Genomic DNA, 22,868 nt, shown 5'->3' with positions numbered 1-22,868 from the left:
GATGTGTATCCTAGCCGACGCTCGGGGCGGCGTCAAAGGGCGGTCAGAGTTTTCACCCCGGCACGACCGGCTCCGTCCAGTTGCCCGATTTCCACGAGTGATCTTTGACCGGCGCCAGTACAGCTGCCACGTCCGCGAGCAGGGCCGCGTCGATCGGCTCCGCGAGCGCCCGCAGGTTCGCCGCGAGCTCGGCGGCCTTCGCGGTGCCGGTGATCGTGCTGGGAATGCGGCCCTCCGCGTAGCAGAATTGCATCCCCAGCTCGGCCAGGTCGGCCCCGCGGCCGCGGCACAACTCCGCGGCCGCGGCGCACGCCGCCTTCACCTCCGGCGGCGCCGGGTTCCACGCCTGCGGCCCGCCGTGCGTCAGCAGCCCCAGCGCCAGCGGCGACGCGTTCAGCACCCCGACCCCGCGCGCCTCCGCGGCCGGCAGGAAGTCGGACACCAGACGGGTGTTTTGCAACGTGTAATGGGCGTAGCTGACGACCACGTCCAGCTCGCACCGCTCGACCGCCCGCCGCAGCAGGCCAAGCGGGTAGCACGACATGCCGACGAAGCGGCACTTCCCCTCGCGCTTCAGCGCGTGGAGCACGTTCGCGGTCTCGTCGAAGACGCGCTCGAAGTCGTCGGCGAACTCGATGTCGTGCGCCAGCAGCACCTCGACGCGGTCGGTCCGGAGGCGCTTCAGCGACGCCTCGAAGCAGCGGCGCATGCCGGCGGCGGTGAAGTCGAAGACGGCGCGGTCGAGGCGGCCGGCCTTCGTGCAGATCATCATGTGGTCGCGGAGGCCGTCCGCGAGGGCGGCGCCGATCAGCTCCTCGGACAGGCCTTTGCCGTAGTACGCGGCGGTGTCGATGAGGTTGACGCCGGCGTCGACCGCGGCGCGGATCACGTCGGTGACCTCGCCGGCGGACACGGGGCCGTACTGCTGGCCGATGGCGGCGCCGCCGAGCGAGAGGTGTGAGACGTGAAGGCCGGTGCGGCCGAGCGGTCGAAGTTCCACGGGGTAGGGTTCCTGGGCCGGGTCGGTACGGGTCGTCGCGGCAGCGTCACGGGCGGCCCGGCAGCACGCCGACCTGCTCCGCCGTGGCCAGGGCGCCGGCGGCGCGGCTGCGGACGCCGTCCGGGAGCGCCGGGTCGGCGGCCGACGGGGCGATCACCCGGACGGCCCCGGACAGGATCAGCCGTTCCATCCGCCCAGGGGCAGGCGGCCCGGAGAACCAGCCGACCGCGTCGCAGGCCAGGTGAAGGCGGGTGTGCTCGGGTACGCCCGGCCGGTACGCCTCGGCCGCCAGCTCCCAGTGGCGGGCAGCGGCGTCCCGGTCGCCGGCGGCCTCGGCCATCGCGGCCTCGACGAGGCACGCCTTCGCCCGGTCCTGCGGCCCCAGTGGGGCGGTCACTTCTAGTAGTAGGGTGTGCATCCGCTCCCGGTAATCGCCGTCGGCGCCGGGCGCGACCCGACCGGCGTCGATCCCCCGCGCCACCGCGTCGCACACGACCGTGAGCAGTTCCCGCGACCGCCGCTCGCGTGCGGCGGCGATCTCCGCCCGGTTCCCGCCGAGGTCGGCGCCGGAGACGAGGTACGCCCCCACCAACAGCACCGCCCCGAGGGCCACCCCACCGCCGCCGAACAGGGCCGCCCGCCGGGTGGCGCGGCGGGCGACGCGCTCGGCCCGGTCGGCGGCGTCCGCCGCGTCCGCGAGTTCGGCCTGCCGCCGCACCTGCTCGGCCTTGGCGAAGGCGTCGTGGACGGCGGCCGCGACCTCGCCGGCGTGGGCGAAGCGGTCCGCCGGGTCGGGGGCCAGGCACTTCTTCGCCAGCCAGGGGAACCGCCCGGCCCCGGCAACGTCGTCGAGGCGCGCGGCCGCGTCGTCCAGCTCGGCCGCCGCCGCCTTCCCGAGTACCTCGTGCCCGCTGCCCCCCTGGTACGGGGCGGCGCCGGTCAGGATCGCGCACAGGACGCCGCCGAGGGCGAACACGTCGGCCCGCTCGTCGACGCGGTCGTTCTCCCCGCGGGCCTGTTCCGGCGGCATGTACGCCGGGGTGCCCACCACGTCGCCGACGCGGGTCCGGTCCTCGGGGCCGTCGCCCGGCTCGGCCGCGCCGGCGTCGGGGCGCGAGCCGGCCGGGGCCGTCAGTTCCTTGGCGATCCCCCAGTCCATGACCTGCACCTCGCCGAACGCCCCGACCATGACGTTCTGCGGCTTCAGGTCGCGGTGGACGACCCGCCGGGAGTGGGCGAAGGCGACCGCCAGGCAGACCTGCTCGAACGCGCGGAGGAGGCGGTCGCGGTGATCCACGGCGTCGCGGTCGCGGTCGTCGTCGAGCCCGGCCGGGCCGACCTCCGCCCGGCCGGACGGCCGCCGGGCGGCGGCGATCTCGTCGGCCAGGGTGTGGCCGCGGATCAGCTTCATGACCAGGTACGGGTTGCCGTCTATCAGCACGCCGACCTCGTGAACCGGCGGTATGCTCGGGTGTTGGAGCCGGCCGGTGATGCGGGCCTCGTCGAGGAACCGGTCGGCGGCCGGGGTGCCCGCCAGCCGGGGGGCCAGCAACTTGATCGCCACCTCGCGGTCGAACGCCCGGTCCGCGGCCCGGTGGACGACCCCCATCCCGCCGCGGGCGAGTTCCGGCCCGAGTTCGTACCGGCCGGAGACGAGCACCGGGGCCGCCGCGACGGCGGCGTCGGGAGCCGGGACGTAGGCGCCGGTGGCGTTGGTGCCTGGGGTGGCGAACCGGGCCGCGTAGTCCGCCTTCTCGGTCGCGTCGACGGCGGCCCGCGGCGTGTCCACCTCGGCGAGCGGGATCGCCGGGGGGTCTTCTCGGTCCGGGGGCGCCGGCGGTCGGGCGAGGAGCCGGCGGGAGCCGCGGCCGCCGCGTTCCACCTCGACGCGGATGACGCCGGCGCAGTGGTAGCAGCGGGTGGCCCGGGCGGACATCGGCTCGCCGCAGTCGGGACACTCCCGCGCGGGTCCGTCCGCGACCGACCGCCGCCGCCGGGAGGGAACGCGGCGCGCGCCGAAGCCGATGGCGAGCATCAACCCGCCGACGACGACGCTGGCCGCGGCGGAGGCGTAGCCGACGGTAGGATCGTGGGTCGGCCGGCGGGCGCGGCCGTCGTAGACGACGGCCCACTGCTCTCGCTCCTGCTCCGTCTCGTGCACGATCCGGAAGATGTACCCCATGCCGAGGCCGCCCACGACCGCGGCCAGGCCGGCGACGATCAGGAGCCAGCCGACGACCGGGCGTGCCATCCCAATTCCCTCCCGGCCCGCGCCGGTTCTTGGATCGAGTCGCCGTCCCCGGCTCACCCCGAGACCAGCACGACGCGGAACCCGATCGACTCGGAGCGCGTGTCCGGCGTGTACGCCCGGCGCGCCGCCGAGCGGCAGTCCGGCGAGGGCATGTTCCACGCCCCGCCGCGCGCCACCTTTGTCATCCCCCGCGGCGGGCCGATCGGGTCGTCCGGCGGGCTCTCGGTGTAGAAGTACTCGTCGTACCAGTCCATCACCCACTCCTGCACGTTCCCGTGCATGTCGCACAGCCCCCAGGCGTTCGCCGGCTTGCCGCCGACCGCCGCCGGGTGCTTCGGGGCGTCGCGCGCGCCCGTGTTGAACACCGCGTCTGCCGCCGTCAGCGTCGCCCCGCAGGCGAACGGCGTGGTGCTCCCCGCGCGGCACGCGTACTCCCACTCGGCCTCCGTCGGCAGCCGGTACGACCGGTGGTGGCCCGCCTCCTCGGCGCGGCTCGACAGCTTCGCGCAGAACTGCTCGGCGTCGTGCCACGACACGCTCTCGACCGGCTGGAATTCTCCCCCCTTCGGGTGCTTCGACGGGTTCTTCCCCATCACCGCGTGGTACTCGTTCTGCGTCACAGGGAAGACGGACAGGTAAATCCGCCGGCTGACCTGCACCTCGTGCGGCGGCGCCTCGTGCTCGCGGTGCCCGTGCTCGTCCGGCTCGGAGCCCATCCGGAAGCTGCCGGGGGCGATGCGGACGAAGTTCATGCCGACGGAGTTCTTCACCATCCGCAGCCCGCCGGTGTTCGACTTCGGCCCGGCCGCGCCGACCACCGAGCCGCCCAGCGACGCCAGCAGGGCCGACGCCTGAACGGCGGTCGCGTCGGGGTCGAAGGGCCGGCCCCCGGCGGTCGTCACGACCGTCGTCGCGGGCTTGCTCGTCGGCGCCCGCGCCGCCGGCGTCGCCAGCAGCCGCGAGCCGTCGGTGCCGTGGTCGGCGGCGACGGTGCCCATCGTGACCCGGGAGAGCAACTCGGCCAACTCGACGGCGTTCTTCGGCCGCTTGTCCGGCCGGGTGGCGAGGCACGACTGCAACACCTTCGCCTGGCTGTCGGAGAAGCCGTGCGGCCGCAGCTCCTCGATCCACTCGTTGCCGACCGGCGCGGCCTCGGCCGGGTCGCGCTTCAGCAGTTGGTACCAGATGACGCCGACGGCGTGGATGTCGTCGGTGGGCGCCGGCGGCTCGCGCTTCATCTGCTGCGGCGAGGCGTAAATCTCGGTGGCGGCGCCGCGGCGGGCGAGGCGCACCTGTTCGCCGCGCGGCCCGGCCTTGGCCAGTTCCAGCGACCGCACCGCCTCGATCTCGCCCCACCCGAAGTCGGTCACCCACATGGTGAACTTGCCGCCCTCGGTCGGGTGCATGAGCACGTTCGAGGGCTTCAGGTCGCGGTGGGTAACGCCCTGCGCGTGGGCCGCGGCGAGGATGCCGGCGAGGCGGCGGACCAGCTTCAGCGCCGCCTCCGGCTTCGGGCCGGCGTAGCGGTGCCGCCACTCGAGCATGACGCCGGCCAGGTCGTAGCCGAACACGAACGGGGCGTCGAGGCACGGCGGGTCGGACTCGAGGTAGACCGATCGCAGCGGCAGGACGCCGGGGATGTCGTTGAGGGCGAACACCTTCTGAAACAGGGCGGTGCCGCCGGTGACGCGGGTGCGCGTCTCGGGGTCGATGGCGAACTTCAGCGCCGCCGGCGAGTCGTCCGGCCGGTCGGGGTCTTCGGCCCGCCACACCTCGGAGCACTCGCCGAGGCCGCGGAGCTCGGTGAGCGTCCAGTTGTCGAGGTGCGGCGGCCGCTCGCCGGGGCGGAACCGCGGCGGCCGCGGCGGCAGGAACCGCAGCAGGTCTTCGGCCTTGTGCAGGAGCATCCCGTCCGGGGCGGTGGTGCCGGCCGGGTCGGTGGGGCGCCGGAACGTCTGGCGGACGGTGGGCGGGAAGCCGCGGAGGTAGTCGGCCAGCGCCTCTTTGGGGACGTGGTGCGTCTCGGCGAGCTCGGTGATGATTTCGCCGACGCGGCGGTCGAACTCGTGGTCGGGGCAGGCGGCGCAGTCGGCGAGCGCGCCGACGAGGTCGGGGCCGGGGAGCTTGCGGTGGGCGAGGTCGAACGCGACCTTGGCGGTGTCGAGGATGATGTCGGCGTAGGGCCACTGGCCGCGGAGGGCCTTGCGGCCCTTCTCGCAGAGCGCTTGACCGACGCATTCGAGGAGGGCGTGCAGACGTGGCACGGGCGGGCCTCCGGGGAGGAGGGTGGGGAGAGTGAGTAAACAATCCGTGACGCGAGTCGTGGTGGAGTGTAAACCCGGCGGCGGTCCGACTCAAGGGCGCGGGTACGGTTGTTACCCGGAGCCGCGAACCCGCCCGGGGCTGGTGCCGTCGGTACAACACCCCCGGAGGCCGGCCGTGACCAAGACCCTCATCGCGGGCCGCGACGACGTGTTCACCGTCCGCGGCGTCCTGAGCCCCGCCGAGTGCGCCGAGTACGTCGGCCGCAGCGAGGCGGCCGGGTACGGCGACGCGCCGGTCAACATGTACGACGGCCCCGTCGTGAACAAGCGGATGCGCAGCAACGAGCGCGTCATGGTGGACGACCCCGCCACCGCCGCCGTGCTGTGGGAGAAGTTGCGGCCGCTGGTGCCGGAGCGGTTCGGCAGCTGGCACGCGGTCGGGCTGAACGAGCGGTTCCGCTACTACCGCTACGACCCCGGGCAGCTGTTCGACTGGCACTTCGACGGCCACTACGAGCGGACCCCCGACGAGCACAGCAACCTGACGGTGCTGCTGTACCTCAGCGGCGGCTTCACCGGCGGCGCGACGGAGTTCAACTTCCTCACCTTCGGCCGCTTGCAGGACGACGACCCGGTCGTGTCGGTGGTGCCGGAGCCGGGGATGGCGCTGGTGTTCGCGCACCGCATCCTCCACCGGGGGGCGCCGGTCGAGAGCGGCCGGAAGTACGTGCTGCGGACGGACGTGATGTACCGGTGGCAGGGGGCAAAATGACCAATTTCCAATGACCCACCAATGACCAAGGAAAACCCCGGCTGTCTTCCTTGGTCATTGGTGGGTCATTGGAAATTGGTCATTCCCGACCCGGTGGGGCTCTCGGTATCTCTATCCGCACTCACCCCTCGGACGCCACACCATGCGCCTCCCCCTCGCACTCCTGCCACTCTTCGCCATCGTCGTCGGCACCGGGGCCGTCGCTTCCGGCCTCACCCGCGCCGCGCCGCCGCCCGTCGCCCCCGCCCCGAAGGCGGTGCCGCCCCGCGTCAAGCTCGCCGTGCTGGTCATGTTCGACCAGCTCCGCGGCGACTACCTCGACAAGTGGCGGCCGCTGTTCGGCCCCGACGGGTTCGCCCGCCTGCAAACCGACGGCGCCTGGTTCGCCCGCTGCCACTACCCCTACGCCACCACCACCACCGGCCCCGGGCACGCCTCCGTGTCCACCGGCGCCACCCCGGCCCGGCACGGCATCGTCAACAACAACTGGCACGAGAAGGGGAGGGACACGTACTGCGCCGCCAGCGACCGCTACACGTTCGTGCCGCCGCCGCCGCGCGAGGTGGACGCCAAGACCGGCAAGGAGATCAAGCCGCCCGACGCCGGCAACCCGGAGCGCCTCCGCGCCTTCACCCTGGCCGACGCCATCCGCCGCGCCTTCGGCGAGCAGTCCAAAGTGTTCGGCCTGTCGCTCAAGGACCGCTCTGCCATCCTCCCCACCGGGATGCGCCCGAACGGGGCGTTCTGGTTCAACCGGCGGTTCGTCACGTCCACCTACTACACCGACCGGCTGGAGCGGCCGGTGCCGGCGTGGGTGACGGCGTTCAACGACGAGAAGGTCGCCGACCGCTGGTTCGGCCGCGACTGGACGCGGTTCGCCCCCGGGCTCGACTACCCCGCCCACAGCGGCGACGACGACGCGACCGGCGAGGGCGGCGGCAGCAAACAGGGGCGGACATTCCCGCACGCCACCACCGGCGGCCTCAAGACCCCCGGCAAGGCGTACTACGAGGCACTGGCCAACTCGCCGTTCGGCAACGAGATGCTCCTCGAACTCGCCAAGCGGTGCGTCGTCGCCGAGAAGCTCGGGGCCGACGACGTGCCCGACCTGTTGACGGTGAGCTTCAGTTCGAACGACCTGATCGGCCACACCTGGGGGCCGGACTCGCAGGAAGTGCTCGACGTGACGCTCCGCTCGGACGCGCTGATGGCCGAGTTCCTCCGCTTCCTCGACCGGCAGGTCGGCCGCGACAACTACGCCGTGGCGCTGACCGCGGACCACGGCGTCTGCCCGCTCCCCGAGTCGCCGACCGGCCGGGCGCGCGGGGCGAAGCGGGTCGACCTGTCGGAGTTGCAGAAGGGGATGGAAAAGCACCTGGCGGCGGCGTTCGGCGGCCCCGACCCGAAGGAGAAGAAGACCGCGTGGATCGAGGCCGTGAGCGCCCCGTGGGTGTACCTCAACGACCGGGTCATCGCCGCGAAGAAGACGACGAAGACGGAGGTAGCCCGCAGCCTGGCGGCGTACCTGGGCACGCACCCGGACGTGGCGCGGGCGTTCACCCGCGAGGAGTTGGGGCGAGCGGGGCCGGCGGACGCGCTGACGGAGCAGGTGCGGCGGTCGTACTACGCGGAGCGGTGCGGCGACGTGTACCTGCTCATGAAGCCGTTCGACCTGCCGGGGAAGGCCGGCAACACCGGCACGACGCACGGCACGCCGTACCCCTACGACACGTGGGTGCCGCTGCTGGCGTACGGGCCGGGGGTGAGCGGCGGGCGCCGCGAGGAACTGGTGACGCCCCAGGCGGCGGCGGCGATTCTGGCGCGGTTCGTGGGGCTACCGCCGCCCGACGACGCCGAGTACGGGGTGCCCGAGACGCTCGGGCGATAGTGTTTTCACCGCTCGCGGCGTAGCGCCCTCGGGCGCTACGCCGCGAGCGGCAACACTACTTCCCGCTGAACATCCCCACCATCCGCGCCCAGAAGCTCTTCTTCTTCGCCGCCGGCACCGCGGCCGCCCGCCGCGGCGGGGGCGTCTGCACAACCATCGACGGCAGCCCGAGCGCCGCCCACTCGCCCATCGGCAGCCACGCCTGGAACGCCGCCGCCACCTCGGCCGCCGTCTGGAACCGCGCGTGCGGGTCCTTCGCCCCCATCTTCTCGACCAGTGCGTCGAGCTCGCGCGGCACCCCCGCCCGCACCAGCGACGGCTTCGGCACCCCGTGCAGCTGCCGCTCCGTCATCATCTCGTTGGCCGACCCCGGGAACGGGAACTCGCCCGTCATCAGGTAGTACGCGGTGCTGCCGAGGCTGTAGATGTCGGAGCGGGCGTCCAGCTCGCTGCCCCACGCCTGCTCCGGGGCGATGAACGCGATCTCCTCCGCGTACTCCTTCAGGTTGATCCGCTTCGTCACCTTGGCCCACGGGTTGTCGAGCATGTGGGTGAGGCCGAGGTCGAGCAACTTCACGCGGCGGTCGGGGAACACGGCGATGTTCGCCGGCTTCAGGTCGCGGTGCAGCAGGCCCTTGCCGTGGGCGTGCATCAGCGCGACGGCCGCCTGCGCGATCACCTGCCCCGCGAGGTGCGGGCTCAGCGGCCCCTTCTCGGCGACCACCTTGTCGAGCGTCGGCGCCGGGACGTACTCGCAGGCCACGTAGTGCGTGCCGTTCCACATGCCGACGTCGAGCACCCGCGCCACCGTCGCGTGAACGACCTTCGACGCCGCCCGCGCCTCCGTGAGGAACGGGCGGTAGATCGTGTCGTCGTTCACCCGGTCGGTGGGGAGTACCTTCACGACGACGGTGGCCTTGGTGTCGGTGTCCTCGGCCAGGAACACCATCCCGACGCGGTCCTGGCGCAGCCCCTGAGTGATCTTGTACTGGCCGAGCACGAACCCGTGCGTCCGGCCGCTGAGGAGCTGCATCGCCTGGAACTTCGTCAGCAGCTTCTTCCGGACGAGGAAGGTAGCGAGCTGGAGCGGCTCGGCGGCGGCGATCTGGTCCGGGTCGTAGACGGAGAGAACGCCGACGAGGTCGTCGGCGGCGAGGAGGCCGCTCTTGAGCACGGCCTGGAGGAACGGCGACCGGAGCTGGAGCCGGGTGCTGGTACTCAAGGGGCGCCCCGAGGGTTGGGTGATACAGCGAGTGCGTAAACCTAGGACACATCGACTGACGAATCCGGTCGGCTTGATACCTCCGACGACATTTCCGACGGGTTGCGCCGGATAATCCGACGGTGCCGGTTATTGCACCGGGGGCCGAATTATTCGTCGGCGCCTCATCCCGATCCGGGTGAATGTTCCCGTGACGCGGCGGGGGGTCGGCGGGAGAATGATTGGGGGTCGAGGAGGCGGTGCATGGCTGCCGTGACCGAGGTGCTGGCGGCCGCCGCCCGGGGCGACGCGGGGGCGGCGGCCGAGTTGCTGCCGCTGGTGTACGCCGAGCTGCGCCGGCTGGCGGCGGCGCGCCTCGCCGCGGAACGGCCGGGCCACACCCTCGACCCGACGGGCCTGGTTCACGAGGCGTACCTGCGGCTGGTGGGGAACCAGACGTTCGACGGCCGCGGCCACTTCTTCGCCGCCGCGGCCGAGGCGATGCGCCGCATCCTGGTCGAGGCCGCCCGCCGCCGCGACGCCCTGAAGCGCGGCGGCGCGATGACCCGCGTGGACGTGACGGAGTTGGAGGTGGCGGCACCGTCGGGTCCGCCGGCGGAGGAGCTGCTGGCCCTGGACGCGGCGCTGGACCGATTTGCGGCCGAGCACCCGGAGAAGGCGGAGATGGTGAAGCTGCGCTACTTCGCCGGCCTGACGCTCGACGAGGCCGCGGCGGCGATGGGCGTGTCGGCGGCGACGGCGAAGCGCCACTGGGCCTACGCGCGGGCGTGGCTGTTCCGCGCGGTGGGGGGTAACGTTTGACCTGCAACCGAAAACACAACCCGTGACAGCGGAGGCACGAACCTGAACGCCCACCTCCGCGTCGCCCGGCCGACCAACGACCTGGACGCGCTCGTCGCCTTCTACCGCGACGGCCTCGGGTTCGACGTGCTGGCGTCGTTCCGCGACCACGACGGGTTCGACGGCGTCATGCTCGGCCGGGCGGGTGCGGGCTACCATCTGGAGTTCACGCGCCGCCCCGGCCACCGGGCCGGCGGCGCCCCGAGCGGCGAGCACCTGCTCGTCTTCTACCTGCCGGACGCGGAGGCGTGGCAGGCCGCGGTCGCGCGGCTGGAAGGGCTCGGGCACCGGCCGGTGCCGGCGGAGAACCCGTACTGGGACCGCCTCGGCCGCACCTTCACGGACCCCGACGGCTACCGCGTCGTGCTGCAGAATGCGGCCTGGCCGGCTTGAGGCGGCTACAGGTCGCCGCAGTCGTCGCACCCGAGGACCGGCCACGACCGCGGGCCGAGCGGCGAGAGCCAGCCCGGCAGCTTGAACCAGTGGTGCGGCGGACACGTCGTCCCGCACGGCGAGCCGCACCCCCCGTGGCCGTGCGCCGCCGGCAGCACCAGCGTGTCGCCCGGCTGAACCAGGATGTTCTCGCGCGGGTCGCGCAGCGCCTCTGCCAGGTCCACCCGGATCGGCAGCGTCCGGTCGCAGCCCAGCTTCCGCACCACCGTCACCCACCCGCACGCCGGCGCCGGGCAGCCCGCCCGCGACAGCGCCTCCACTACCCGCAGGTCCGCGTCCCGCGGCAACGGGTGCGAGCCGCAGCCCGTCCCGCCCACCACCGTGTAGCCATCGTCCGCGTCCCGCGCCAACACGTGCAGCGTGTCGCCCTCGCCGAGGGTGATGTCCGCCTCCGTCAGCGCGATCGGCAGCCCGTGCGGCACCCGCAGCGGTACGCGCACCGTCAACTGGTCCTGGTCGCTCACGTTCGGCCCGCGGCGGATCAGCACCTCCGGCTTGCCGTTCGGCCCCGGCAGACCGCCGGTCCGCGTCAGCGCTTCGAGTACGTCGGACCGGTCGGCGTCGAGCAGCAGCGAGGCACCGCCGGCGCCGGGGTTCAGGTCGTCGCGCACCACCAGCACCCGGACGCGGCGCTTCTGCAGCAGGTCGACCGAGACGCGTTCCTTGCCCGGGATGATGAGCTTCCTGTCGACCGTGATTGCCTTCGCGACGGCGTCGCGGACCTCGGGCAGCGTCTTCCCCTTCACCGGGATTGGCGGCACCTCGGGGATGCTCAGCGTGCCGTCGTCGGCGACCGTGACCGGGTAGCCTTGCGCGGCGGGGGTGGGGGCCGTCGGGTTGGGGTTCGGCTGAACGGGAATCTGGTTCCGCACGCCGAGTACGTCCTCGGCGAAGACCGTGAGCACGTCGCCCCTGTCGACGCGGTACGCCGGCTCCGCCTGCCTGCGGAGGAGCGGCAGCGGCACGGGTTCGAGGCCGCTCTTGGGCCGGCCGAGCACCTCGGCGGGGAGGCGGCGCACGGGGATGCCGTCGGCGACCGGCTGCGGCCCGCCGGCGCAGCCGCCCGCGAGCGCGACGGCCAGAACGGCGAGGGCGGCGGCGGGGCGGGTCATGGGTCGCATCCGTCGAGGACGAAGTCCGGTTAGCGCGTCGGGTCCGGGTGGACGACCGGCATCGGCATCGGCGCGTCGTGGTCCGGGCGGAACAGCGGCAGGTCGTCGGTCACCGGCGGCGTCGGCACGTGGGCGGGCAGCGTCGGCACCGCGGCCGGCGGCTCGGGCAGGCGCGGCACCGGCAGGCTCACCGGCAGCGCGGCCGGGGCCACCGACTCCGGGAACTTCGACAGCGACGGCCCCGGCGGGGCGGCTGGTTGGTCACTCTTGGGCACGGCGTTCGGCGGCGGCAACGGCTGAGGCAGCGGCGCCGCCCGGTCCGACGGCGGCGTCGGCGGCGCGGCCGGCGTCACGACGTCGGCAAGCGCCGCGGAGCCGCCGTCGGGCACGAGCACCGGCACCGTCAGGAACTGGCGCTGGCCGGTCGCAACCGCCACGTCGGCGCCGTACTTGAAGCCGAGGAAATAGTCCTTCAGCAGGACGTGCCCCTCGGGCGTGAAGTAGCGGGCGTGGCGGGTGTAGCGCAGGGGCGGCGTCGGCGGCGGGGTGCCGTCGCCGCCGCGGTCCAGGTGGTCGGCGTAGCCGTCGAGAAAGCCGTCGTGGAACTCGGCCGTGAAGCAGCGGCGCGGGTACTCGGCGCGCACCGCCTTCCACGCCTCGCGGGCGTCGGCGCGGATGCGGTGCTCGATCGCCGCCTGGGTGTGGGCGACGAGCCCGCCGGACGGCAACTCGGGCACGCCCGGCGCGCCGGGGGTGTGGCACCCGCCGAGCGCCGGGGCCAGCCAGCCCGCCCAGACCACCCGCTTCCACCTCATAACCGCCCTCCCGGTCGTCCTTTCTCATCGGCCGTCGGCCGCACCCGAGTTGACCGGTTGTGTCGGCCCCGCCGGGTTTGACGGTCACTCCGGCGGTAACCCGCGGGACGGCGGCAACCGGCGCAATTTCCGTTGGCCGACGCCCGGGCCGCGGACGATGGTCCGGTAACGACCGTTCCGGTTCCGGCGGTCGGGCCGATCGCACGTCCTTTCTCAGGAGATTTCTCGATGGCGACTGCGAAGAAGCCGGCGGCCAAGAAGCCCGCCGCCAAGAAGCCCGCCGCGAAGGCGGCCCCGGCGGCGAAGAAGGTGACCAAGAAGCCGGCCGCCAAGAAGGCCCCGGCCAAGAAGGTGCCGGCCAAGAAGGCCCCCGCGAAGGCGGCCCCGGCCGTGGCGCAGGTGAAGAAGAAGCCGGTCGCCAGGAAGCGCGTCGTGGCCAAGACGCCGGCCGCCAGCCCGGCCCCGGTGCCCGCCGCGGAGCCGATCGCGGCCCCGGCCCCGGCTCCCGCGCCGGAACCCACCCCGGAGCCGGCTCCGGTGGTCTGATCAGCAGATTACTGCCGCTCGTGGCGGTGCCGCGCCCCACAGCACTCCCGCGAGCGGCGGCGACCCCGACTGTATCATTTCGCAGCACCCTCGCCCGAGCCCGCAGCACCTCCGCGACTCTCGCCCTCCCATCACGCCGGCTTCACACGCGGCAACCCCTTCCGAAATCAGGCAGTTACGGCAACCTTGCGCCGAATCGGGAACGCGGCACCGCGGTTGCCTATCAGATAGTTGTCGCACGCGGTGTACCCGCGAGCTACGGTTGGAAGAGCGAACTCCCACCCCCTGCCCCGTGCGGCGGGTCGGCCTGGAACACCGACCCGATCCGTTCGGCGGCCCCTCCCGCGCGGCCCGTCCGCGCACCCGACCCACTCGGGCGGCCCCGGGAACCCTCCCGGAAGCTTCACCCGACGGCCATCGGCCCACAACAGCCGCCGGCTAAACTGCCCCGGCACCCGCCCGTCGGCCCGCACCGCCGGTTGGGGGGCGCTGTTCTCCTGGTATTTGGAGACTCTCCGCGTGATGATCCGCCTGCGTGTCCGCTACATGCTTCTGACTGCGGTCTTTGCCGCCGTCGTGGTCCTGCACCCCGGCCTGGCCCGCGCCGCCGGCGTGGACTTCTGGAACCTCACCGACGCCCGCGCCGAGTTGGCCACCGAGGTGCAGCACTCCGAGACCCTCACCGACCGCGACGACGCCATCCTGCGGCGAATCATCGTCAAGGAAGATCTCATCGGTCAGCTCCTGGCCGGACAGACGGACCTGGCCGCCGTCACCCACCAGTTCCTGGAACTGTCTGCCGACGAGCCGTCGTACCTGTCGGTGCTTCGCACGTCCGCTCCCGAAGACTCGGACCTGGAGTTGGCGGCCCGGAACGTGATCGACTACGCCACCGCGCGGGCGTCCGCCGCCGAGCGGGCCGCCGTACTCGACCGGCTGGAGGCCGAGCTGTCGCGGATGCAGGACGCGGACCTCCCCGCCGCGCGGTAACTTCTCCCGCGCCGCCCCCTCTCGGCGGCGCATCTCCCCCCTCTCCACTCCTTAACCGACCCGGCCGCGAGGCCGGGGCGTGACCCGTTTTGCTGCCGAGGAGCTCGTTATGACCGCCCTACACCGCCGCCCCGGGATCGCGTCCGCCGCCACGCTGGCCGGCATCGTGCTGACCCTGGGGGTGGCCCACGCGGTGGCCCCCGAGTGGTCGCGGGCCGCCGGCCTGGACGTGTGGAACGCCGGCGACGCGCGGGCCGACTTGGCCGTGACGCTGGCCCGCGGTGACGACCTGGCCGTGGAGCACGAGTCGATCATGAGCCAGATCCGCGGCTCGCTCGGCGTGGTGACGCGGCTGGCCGACGGCCGGCTGACGCTCGACAGGGCGGTCGACGAGCTGATCGTGCTGAACCAGGGTCGTACGGCCTGGCAGGACGGCCTGGAGTACGCCCACCCGACCGCCCCGACGCATCGCCGCCGGGTGGCGCGGTACGCGATCGACAAGCTGGCCAACGAGTACCTGGACAACCCGGCCGCGTGGGCGGAACTGTCGGCCCGGCTGGAGGCGGAGTACCGGGCGCTGCCGGACTGACGCGGGGCCGGAAATTGGATTTGACCCGGGCCGCGCGTCGGCGGACACTGAAGAACAGCCTTCCCCCGCCGCCCCTCCGCCGGGTCGTCCCATGTTCGAGGTCGGCAGCTTCCCCTCCGCCCTGCACGGCGGCGTCTCCCGCCGGGCGTTCCTCGCCGCGTCCGCGGCCGTCCCCTTCGCCGGCACCGCCGCCGCCACCCCGGGGCGAGCGCGGTCGGTCATCGTGCTGTGGCTGTGGGGCGCCCCCAGCCACATCGACACGTTCGACCCGAAGCCGAATGCCCCCGCCGAGGTCCGCGGGCCGTTCGGCACCATCCCCACCCGCACCGCCGGCGTCCGCGTCACCGAGCTGTTCCCGAAGACCGCCGCGCGGTCGGACCGGTTCGCCCTCGTCCGCTCGAACGTCAACTTCGACGGCGACCACCTCAAGGCCGGGTCGATCGGCCTGACCGGCGTGCTCGAAGGGAAGGACGGTGCGGCGCCGAACTTCGGCTCGGTCGTGGCGCGGCACCGCGGCGGCGGCGACCTGCCCGCGTTCGTGGCCCTCGGCCGCGGCAACCCGCGCGACGTGGTCGGCCCCATGAAGGGCTTCGGCGGCGGCACCTGGGGCCGCAACTACGACCCCTTCCTCGTCGGCTGCACCCCGGCCGGCGAGACCGACATCCCCGCACTGCGCCTGCTCGACGGCCTGTCCCCCGCCGCGCTCGACGACCGCCGTCGGCTGCTCGCCGAGCTCGACCGCGTCGCCCGCACCGGGGACGCCGCCGCGCCCGGCAGGTGGGACGCGGCCACCCGCCGCGCCTACGCCCTGCTCACCACGCCCGACGCCCGCGCGGCCCTCGACCTGAGCCGCGAACGTGGCTCGACCCGCGACGCCTACGGGCACACGTCGTTCGGCCAGAGCTGCCTCCTGGCGCGTCGCCTCGCCGAGGCCGGCGTGCCGTACATCCAGGTGAACTGGAGCCAGTACGTCGAGGCGATGACGCCCAACTGCGACTTCGGCTGGGACACCCACGTCTTCAACTTCGACCTGCTGCCGGACCGCCACGGCCCCGTGTTCGACCGCGCGTACGCGGCGCTGCTCGACGACCTGCGCGACCGGGGGATGCTGGACAGCACGCTGGTGCTGGCGATGGGGGAGTTCGGCCGCACGCCGCGGGTGAACGGCCAGGCGAGCCGCGACCACTGGCCGCAGTGCTACTTCTCGCTGTGGGCCGGGTGCGGCGTCCGCGGGGGCACCGTCGTCGGCGACAGCGACCGCACCGGCGCCGCGCCGCTCACGGAACCAATCACGCCGGGCATGGTCGGGGCGACGGTGCTGGAGTTGGCCGGCGTCGATTCGCAGGCGCGGGCCGAGCTGCGGGTGCTGCCGGGGGCGAGGGCCATCCATGAACTCTTCTGACCCCGTGCGCCTCACCACCGACGGCGCCGCGAAGTTCGACCCGGTCGTGCTGCCGACCGGCGACATTGTCTACACCGTGCTCGAAAGCGCCGTGCAACTGCGGCTCGTGCGGCTGCGCGGGTCCGCGGCGACGCCGCTCCACCCGGAGGCGACCACGAACGAGTTCGAGGCGACGTTCACGGCCGACGGTGCTGCGTACGCCTTCGTGCAGAGCCGCGGCAACCTGAACATGAAGCTGGTGATCCGCGACGCCGGCGGCCGCGAGTCGGTGTTCGACCCCGGCGGCGGCTTCGCGGCGGTGCGGCGGCCGAGCTTCCACCCGCGCGGCGACGGCGTCTGCTTCGCCATCCCGGCTACCACCGGGCAGGAGATCGCGCTCGTGGGGGCCGACGGCAAGAACCGCCGCACCTTGACTACGGGCGGCATCAACAACTGGCCCGCGTACTCGCCGGACGGCAGCCGCATCGCCTTCTGTTCGAGCCGCGACGGCACCTTCGACCTGTACGTGATGTCGGCCGACGGCACGGGCGTGCGGCGGGTGGCGGCCCTGGACGGGATGCAGGCGCGGCCGGCGTGGTCGCCGGACGGCCGGCGGCTGGCGTTCACGTGGAACCGCGGCGGCGTGTACGAGATTCACGCCGTGAACGCGGACGGCACGGGGCTGGTGAAGTTGGCCGGCGCCGCCGAGCGGAGCGACTACCCGACGTGGACGCTGGACGGCCGGGCGGTGGTGTTCGTCGGCGAGCGCGGCGGCCGGTTCGACCTGTACCGCGTCGGGGTCCGAGCCTCTTCCTGATCATCCCGCCGGCGCGGCGAGCCGGGGGTCATCCCCCGATTCTGCCGCGCGGCTCCACAGCCCCGGCCGGCCGAGCGAGCGCCACGTTCAAGCCTGACCGGTTGACGCGCCCCGAGCGGCCGCGTACTTTCCGGGCATCCCACCGGTCCGGAGCCCCTCCCATGCTGACCCGCCGCGACGCCCTCGCCCTCTGGTTCGCCGGTATCGGAACCGCCGCCCTCGGCCAGGACGCCGACCCCACCCGCCTCCCCGCCGACGCCCGCGGGCCAGTCGACCCGCGCCGCGGCGCCCCCAAGACGCTCAACGGCGACTTCCCGTTCGTCGTGCCGAAGACGCGCGAGGAGTGGGCCGCGCGCCGGCAGGCCGTCCGCGAGCAGGTGCTCGTCGCCAACGGGCTGTGGCCGCTGCCCGAGAAGACGCCGCTGAACCCCGTCGTTCACGGGAAGATCGAGCGCGACGGGTACACCATCGAGAAGGTGTTCTTCGCCAGCACGCCGGGTCACTACGTCAGCGGCAACCTGTACCGGCCCGCGGGTAAGGGCGGGACGAAGTCGCCGGCCGTGCTGTTCGCCCACGGCCACTGGGCCAACGGCCGGCTGCACGTCGCCACCGACTCGGCAGCGGCCGCCAGCGTGAAGGAGAAGGGCGAGCCCGACCTGGAGCGCGCCCGCTACTTCATGCAGGCCATCCCCGCGACCCTCGCCCGCCTCGGGTTCGTCGTCTTCCAGTACGACATGGTCGGCGTCGCCGACAGCACCGCGATCCCCCACGGCGGCGGCTTCACCGACGCGGCCGCCGAGTTGCGGCTCCAGTCGGCGATGGGGTTGCAGACGTGGAACAGCGTCCGCGCCCTCGACTTCGTGTGCGGCCTCCCGGACGTCGACGCGGCGAAGGTCGGCATGACCGGCGCGAGCGGCGGCGGCACGCAGACGTTCATCCTCGCCGCGATCGACGACCGCCTCGCGGCGGCGTTCCCGGCGGTGATGGTGAGCACCGCGATGCAGGGCGGCTGCCAGTGCGAGAACTGCTCGTACCTCCGCGTCGGCACCGGCAACGTCGAGGTGGCGGCCGTGTTCGCGCCGAAGCCGCTGGCGCTGAGCGCGGCCAACGACTGGACGAAGGACATCGACACGAAGGGCGCCCCGGAGTTGAAGGCGCTCTACACGCTGCTCGGCTCCCCCGACAACTTCGCCGCGCGGGCGTGGCTCGAGTACGGGCACCAGTACAACGTCCACGCCCGGCAGATGATGTACGCCTGGTTCCGCCGCCACCTCCAGGGCGTGCCCGAGGCGCAAGCCGCGCACGCCGAGCCGCCGTACACGCCGGTGCCGCCCGCCGAACTCCGCGTGTACGACGCCGCCCACCCGCGCCCGGCCGACGAGCTGGACGCGCCGCGCCTGCGGGCGGCGCTCTCGGCCGCGTCCGAGGCGCAGCTGGCGAAGTTGGCCCTCACCCGCGACGAGTGGCGCCGCGTGGTCGGCACGGCGTTCCGGGTGATGCTCGGCGGCGGGCTGCCGGGCCAGGCCGCCGTTCGGTTCGGACCGCAGGAGACGAAGATCGACGGGGCCGTGCTCCACCGCGCCGTGATCGGCCGCGTCGGCGGCGCGGACGCGGTGCCGACGGTGGGGATGCTGAGCCCGACGTTCCGCGGCGAGACGGTCGTCGTGTGGGTGCACCCGGACGGCAAGAGCAGCCTCGTCGCGGCGAACCGGCCGGCCGCGGCGGCGCTCCCGATCCTCGCTGCGGGCGCCGCCGTACTCGCCCCGGACGTGCTGGGCGTGGGTGAGGCGACGCCGGCGAAGCCGGTGCCGGTGGACGCGAAGTTCGCCGGCTACACGTTCGGCTACAACCTGCCGCGGCTCGCCGAGCAGGTGCGCGACGTCCTCACGACGGTCGCCTTCGCCCGCACCGTGCTGAAGGCCCGGCGCGTGCTGCTGGTGGGGTGGGGGGCGATGGGGCCGGCCGTGGCGCTGGCCCGCGGCGTGGCCGGCGACGCGGTGGCGCGCACGGCCGCCGACCTGAACCGCTTCCGCTTCGACGGCATCACCACCACGTCGGACCCGATGCTGCTGCCGGGGGCGGTGAAGTACGGCGGCCTCGGCGCGGCGCTGGCGCTGGCGGCGCCGGCGGACGTGTACGTTCACAACCACGCGGGCACGGGCATCGGCCGGCTCGCGGAGGGCGCCTACGACGCGGCCGGGGCGAAGGACAAGCTGGTGCGGCACGCCGAGAAGCAGGACGACGCCGCGGTCGTCCGCTGGCTGTTGTCCTGAGCGGGTCGGCCGGCCCGGCGGTTCGCCCTTCCGCCGCTGGGCCGGCTGTCATAGCATGTCCCAACCCGCGGCCGGTCGTGCCGCCCTCCCCGCCGGTCGGAGACACCCCCATGCCGATCACCCTGGGTTGCCCGTCGTGCGGGAAGCGGTTCCGCGCCCGCGACGAGTCGGCCGGGAAGCGGGTCAAGTGCCCGTTCTGCCAGGCCGCCGTCCCCGTCCCCACGGCCGAAGAGTCGGCCGCCGCCGGCGCCCCCACCGAGTCGCTGTCGGCGTCCGCCCCGCCCCCGCCGATCCGCAAGCCGGCGCCGTCGTCCCCCGACTTCGCGCTGCCACCGGTAGACCCGCCGACGCCGCCGCCCGTGCCGAAGCCGAAGCCCGTCCCCGTGGCCCCGGCCCAGGCCGCCGACTGGGGCGCCGACCGGACCGCCTCGCAGCCGCTGCTGTTGGAGGTGGAGGCGAGCCCGCCGGCGAAGGACCGCGAGCGCCCCTGGCCGCACCGCCCGGCGGTCACCGACGAGCCGACGTACACCCCGCCGGACCGCACCGAGAAGAAGGGCGGCAAGAAGCCGCGCCCGGCCGACGCCGAGAGCGTGCCCGGCTGGCGGGCCGCCTACCGCGGGCTGCGCTGGGTCACGTTCGGGCTGTGCTTCCTGGCCCTGATCGGCATGGTGCCGTTCGGCAAGCTGGTGTACGAGCGGGCCGTCGGCGAGTTGCCCAACGGCCCCGGCTGGTTGAAGATCGACGGCTACTTGAACACCGAGGGTGTGGACGTGATCCACACCACCCAGCGCGAAGACATCGACGTGCTGGCCTACGGCCTTCCGGTGCTACTGGGCGGCTTCCTGATGGTGTTCGGCCGGTTGATCGCCGGCGGCGCCCCGGGCGGCAGTGGGGCGAAGGGGCTGTTCTTCTTCTCGGGCCTGTTCACGTTGATGGCGCTCGTGGGGGCGCTGTCGATCCCGGTGTGCGAGAAGGTCCATTTCTACGACGCCGGCAGGTACGCCACCACGGCGCTGGTGGTCGGCGGCGCGCTCGCCGAGTTTTGGTTCCTGATGGCCCTCGGCAACGCCGCCGGCGCGGTCCGGAAGCCGGCCGCGGCGCGCGCCGTCGGCCGCTTCGCGCTACTCGTCGGGCTGGCGTACCTGGTAGCGACGGTGGGCTGGGAGCAGTACGTGAAGCACGGCTCCGACCTCGGCCGCCCCAAGCCGCTGGACGCCGACTGGAAGTTCATGGAAGAGGCGGCGAAAATGCTCGGCTGGCTGCTGGTGTTCGGCTGCTACGCGCGGGCGGTCGGCGCCGTCCGCGGCGGCATCCGCACTCACATCGAGGACGTGGAGGACAGCAAGCCGGTGCGGTGACGGTCAGCGCGTTCGCGTCTCGACGCGGCCGTCCTCGTGCTGCACGATCACCCGCTCCGCCATGCCGAGAAACAGGCCCGTGTCCACGACGCCGGGCACGGCGTGCAGCGCCCGGTCGAGCGCCCCGGGGTCGGCGAGCGGGCCGACCCTCGCGTGCAAGATCGGGTTGCCGTTGTCGCTCAGGAACACGTCACCGCCGGGCGTCCGCAGCGGGTCGGCCGGGTAGCCGAGCCTCGCCAGCCGGTCGGCCACCAGCGGCAGCGCGAATGCCACCACCTCCACCGGCAGCTTGCCGCGCGAGCCGAGCGCCGGCACCAGCTTCTCCGCCGACCGCTCCGGGCCGACCAGGATCACCAGCCGGCCGGACGCCGCGGCCACAACCTTCTCGCGGACGAGGGCGTTGCCGTACCCCTTCAGCAGATTCAACTGCGGGTCCACCTCGTCGGCGCCGTCGAAGGTGATGTCGAGGGGCAGACCGTCGGCCAGTTCGACGAGCGGCACGCCGACGCGCGCCGCCAGCTCGGCCGACCCGCGCGACGTGGGGACGCCGCGGACGCGGAGGCCGGCGCGGACCCGGTCGCCGAGCGCGGCGATGAACTTCTCGGACGCCTTCCCGGAGCCGAGGCCGAGGGTCATGCCGTCGGCTACCAGGGCGAGCGCGGCTTCGACGTTGGTCACGGGCGGACTCCCGGTGAACTGTGCGGTGGCCCCTCATACTACATCCGGGTCGCCGTCGCCGCCCGGGAGAAATCGTGCCCGCCCTCCCCCGCCCGTTCCTCGTCACGATCCTGGCGGTCGGGTTCGCCGCCGCCCACACCCAGGCGCCGCTGTTCTACTCGAACCAAAACCAGTACCTCCTCCACGGCCTCGCGACCGCCGGCTACGGCCAACTGTCCGCCGACTGGCTCTCGACCACCGCCGACCCGACGCCGCTGTTCTCGGCCGGCGTCGCCGCCGCGTACCGCGCCGCCGGACTGTGGCCGCTCCAGGCTGCGTACTTCGCGCTGCTGATGGGCTACTTCGCCGCCGCCGCCTGGCTCGCCGGGCGCGTCGCCGACCTGACCGCGACGCCGCGGCTGTTGGCGTGGGCGGCGCTGTTCACCGCGGCGCACGCGGCCGTGTTCCGCGTGCTGTCGGTGTGGCTGACCGGTGTCGATTACCCGTGGATCTTCCAGGCGGGCGTCGCGGGACAGTACCTCCTCGGCCCGGGGATCCAGCCGTCGGCGTTCGGCGGGCTGCTGCTGGTGTCGGTGGCCGCGTTCGCCGCCGGGCGGGCGGTGCTGGCCGGGGCGCTCGCCGGGGCCGCGGGGCTGATGCACGCCACCTACCTGCTGCCGGGCGGGCTCCTCGTGTGCGGCTATCTTGTAGCGATGCTGCGCGAAAGGCGCCCCGGCGCGGCTGCGAGTGTCGGTGCGGTGTCACTGCTGGTCGTACTGCCGACGCTGACCTACGCCGGCGTGACGTTCGCCCCGGACGACCGCGCCGCGTTCGCGGAGGCGCAGCGCATCCTGGCCGAGGTGCGCATCCCGCACCACGCCGTCGTGTCGCGCTGGTTCGACGCCGTCGCCGCGGCACAGCTCGTGTGGGTAGCGCTCGGCCTGCTCACGCTCCGCCGCACGCGGGTGTTCCTGCCGCTGACCGTCGCCGCCACCGGCGCGCTGGTGCTGACGCTGGTGGTGACGGCGGTTCCAAACCCCTCGCTGATGCTGCTGTTCCCGTGGCGGTTGTCGGCGGTGCTGGTGCCGGTGGCGACGCTCGCCGTCGCCGCCCGCGCCGCGGCGCACCTGCCGGCCGGCGTGTCGGCGGTCGCGCTGGCGGCGATGGCCGCGGCCGGGGTGTGGGTGATGGCGGCGCGCGTCGGCTACGCCACGAACACGGCCGAGGAGCCGCTACTGGAATTCGTCCGCACGCACGCGGGTGCCGGGGACGTGGTGTTGATCCCGACGAGGTTCCCGGCGGTGGGGACCGGCCGCGGTTCCGTCTCGACGAGCTTCACGCCCCCGCCGCGACCGCGGCCGGGCTCGAACCTCATTCCCGTGGACCTACAGCGGTTCCGGCTGGCAACCGGCGTACCGATCTACGTCGACTTCAAGTCGGTGCCGTATGCCGACGACGAGGTGTTGGAGTGGCACCGCCGGGTGGCGTGGGCCGAGGCGTGGTACGCGGCGGCTCCCGACGCGGCCGCGCTGCGGCGGGCGGGGATCACACTCGTGGTGTCGCCGCGGGACAAGCCGCTGCCGGCGCTCGGCGAGCCGGTGTTCGCGGACGAGGCGTACCACCTGTACCGGGTGAGATGA

The 22,868-nt window shown here is 73.5% G+C and carries 19 protein-coding genes; 12 read left to right on the top strand and 7 right to left on the bottom strand.

Annotated elements, in window-relative coordinates; genetic code table 11:
- Positions 1–52: 52 nt before the first annotated feature.
- Genes ETAA1_RS06465 through ETAA1_RS06455 form a run of 3 tightly spaced genes read right to left on the bottom strand, consistent with a single transcriptional unit; the run spans position 53 to position 5,515 of the window.
- Positions 53–1,000, bottom strand: coding sequence for an aldo/keto reductase (locus ETAA1_RS06465; RefSeq protein ID WP_145235358.1), 948 nt, complete (start codon positions 998–1,000; stop codon positions 53–55).
- Between the two features lie 46 nt (positions 1,001–1,046).
- Positions 1,047–3,251 carry a serine/threonine-protein kinase gene (locus ETAA1_RS06460; protein ID WP_145235356.1) on the bottom strand — a complete coding sequence of 735 codons (2,205 nt, stop codon included), beginning with the start codon at positions 3,249–3,251 and terminating at the stop codon, positions 1,047–1,049.
- A gap of 53 nt (positions 3,252–3,304) precedes the next feature.
- Positions 3,305–5,515: an SUMF1/EgtB/PvdO family nonheme iron enzyme gene (locus ETAA1_RS06455; RefSeq protein ID WP_145235354.1), complete on the bottom strand. Its 2,211-nt coding sequence runs from the start codon at positions 5,513–5,515 to the stop codon at positions 3,305–3,307.
- A gap of 175 nt (positions 5,516–5,690) precedes the next feature.
- Here ETAA1_RS06455 and ETAA1_RS06450 point away from each other — a divergent pair, with 175 nt between their 5' ends.
- Positions 5,691–6,287 (top strand): 2OG-Fe(II) oxygenase, encoded by a 597-nt coding sequence (locus ETAA1_RS06450; RefSeq protein ID WP_202920697.1) that lies wholly within the window; start codon positions 5,691–5,693, stop codon positions 6,285–6,287.
- Positions 6,288–6,429: 142 nt separating this feature from the next.
- Positions 6,430–8,175, top strand: a complete 1,746-nt coding sequence (locus ETAA1_RS06445) for an alkaline phosphatase family protein (protein WP_145235353.1) — start codon at positions 6,430–6,432, stop codon at positions 8,173–8,175.
- Between the two features lie 55 nt (positions 8,176–8,230).
- Here ETAA1_RS06445 and ETAA1_RS06440 read toward each other — a convergent pair whose 3' ends face one another.
- Positions 8,231–9,397 (bottom strand): serine/threonine-protein kinase, encoded by a 1,167-nt coding sequence (locus tag ETAA1_RS06440; protein ID WP_145235352.1) that lies wholly within the window; start codon positions 9,395–9,397, stop codon positions 8,231–8,233.
- Between the two features lie 243 nt (positions 9,398–9,640).
- Here ETAA1_RS06440 and ETAA1_RS06435 point away from each other — a divergent pair, with 243 nt between their 5' ends.
- Positions 9,641–10,198: an ECF-type sigma factor gene (locus ETAA1_RS06435; protein ID WP_145235351.1), complete on the top strand. Its 558-nt coding sequence runs from the start codon at positions 9,641–9,643 to the stop codon at positions 10,196–10,198.
- Positions 10,199–10,240: 42 nt separating this feature from the next.
- Positions 10,241–10,630: a VOC family protein gene (locus tag ETAA1_RS06430; protein WP_145235349.1), complete on the top strand. Its 390-nt coding sequence runs from the start codon at positions 10,241–10,243 to the stop codon at positions 10,628–10,630.
- A 5-nt stretch (positions 10,631–10,635) separates the two neighbouring features.
- On the opposite strand, the gene ETAA1_RS33365 is transcribed toward ETAA1_RS06430, so the two are convergent.
- Both ETAA1_RS33365 and ETAA1_RS06420 read right to left on the bottom strand, forming a co-directional pair.
- Positions 10,636–11,802, bottom strand: coding sequence for a polysaccharide biosynthesis/export family protein (locus ETAA1_RS33365; RefSeq protein ID WP_202920696.1), 1,167 nt, complete (start codon positions 11,800–11,802; stop codon positions 10,636–10,638).
- 29 nt (positions 11,803–11,831) lie between these two features.
- Positions 11,832–12,617, bottom strand: coding sequence for a hypothetical protein (locus ETAA1_RS06420; RefSeq protein ID WP_145235345.1), 786 nt, complete (start codon positions 12,615–12,617; stop codon positions 11,832–11,834).
- A gap of 228 nt (positions 12,618–12,845) precedes the next feature.
- On the opposite strand from ETAA1_RS06420, the gene ETAA1_RS31560 reads away from it, so the two are divergent.
- From ETAA1_RS31560 to ETAA1_RS06380, 7 genes are all read left to right on the top strand, one after another.
- A complete protein-coding gene (locus ETAA1_RS31560) occupies positions 12,846–13,163 on the top strand; it encodes a hypothetical protein (RefSeq protein WP_202920695.1) in 318 nt (105 codons plus the stop codon).
- 522 nt (positions 13,164–13,685) lie between these two features.
- Positions 13,686–14,153 (top strand): hypothetical protein, encoded by a 468-nt coding sequence (locus ETAA1_RS06405; protein WP_145235343.1) that lies wholly within the window; start codon positions 13,686–13,688, stop codon positions 14,151–14,153.
- A 109-nt stretch (positions 14,154–14,262) separates the two neighbouring features.
- A complete protein-coding gene (locus ETAA1_RS06400; protein WP_145235341.1) occupies positions 14,263–14,742 on the top strand; it encodes a hypothetical protein in 480 nt (159 codons plus the stop codon).
- A gap of 91 nt (positions 14,743–14,833) precedes the next feature.
- The gene (locus ETAA1_RS06395; RefSeq protein ID WP_145235339.1) at positions 14,834–16,144 is read left to right on the top strand and encodes a DUF1501 domain-containing protein; all 1,311 of its coding nucleotides are present in this window, start codon (positions 14,834–14,836) and stop codon (positions 16,142–16,144) included.
- On the top strand, positions 16,131–16,940 hold the full coding sequence (locus tag ETAA1_RS06390) for a TolB family protein (RefSeq protein ID WP_145235337.1): 810 nt from the start codon (positions 16,131–16,133) through the stop codon (positions 16,938–16,940). Before ETAA1_RS06395 ends, ETAA1_RS06390 begins: the two co-directional genes overlap by 14 nt.
- Positions 16,941–17,101: 161 nt before the next feature.
- The gene (locus ETAA1_RS06385; RefSeq protein ID WP_145235335.1) at positions 17,102–19,213 is read left to right on the top strand and encodes an alpha/beta hydrolase family protein; all 2,112 of its coding nucleotides are present in this window, start codon (positions 17,102–17,104) and stop codon (positions 19,211–19,213) included.
- 110 nt (positions 19,214–19,323) lie between these two features.
- On the top strand, positions 19,324–20,571 hold the full coding sequence (locus ETAA1_RS06380) for a zinc ribbon domain-containing protein (RefSeq protein ID WP_145235334.1): 1,248 nt from the start codon (positions 19,324–19,326) through the stop codon (positions 20,569–20,571).
- A gap of 3 nt (positions 20,572–20,574) precedes the next feature.
- Here the strand turns inward: ETAA1_RS06380 and rpiA are convergent, their stop codons facing one another.
- Positions 20,575–21,249 carry a ribose-5-phosphate isomerase RpiA gene (gene rpiA, locus ETAA1_RS06375; RefSeq protein WP_238389385.1) on the bottom strand — a complete coding sequence of 225 codons (675 nt, stop codon included), beginning with the start codon at positions 21,247–21,249 and terminating at the stop codon, positions 20,575–20,577.
- A 74-nt stretch (positions 21,250–21,323) separates the two neighbouring features.
- On the opposite strand from rpiA, the gene ETAA1_RS06370 reads away from it, so the two are divergent.
- Positions 21,324–22,868 (top strand): DUF6798 domain-containing protein, encoded by a 1,545-nt coding sequence (locus ETAA1_RS06370; RefSeq protein WP_145235332.1) that lies wholly within the window; start codon positions 21,324–21,326, stop codon positions 22,866–22,868.

This window comes from Urbifossiella limnaea (assembly GCF_007747215.1).
Classification (GTDB): Bacteria; Planctomycetota; Planctomycetia; order Gemmatales; family Gemmataceae; genus Urbifossiella; species Urbifossiella limnaea.
Note: the sequence above shows the minus strand (reverse complement) of the source record. Positions and strands in the feature narration are given on the sequence as shown.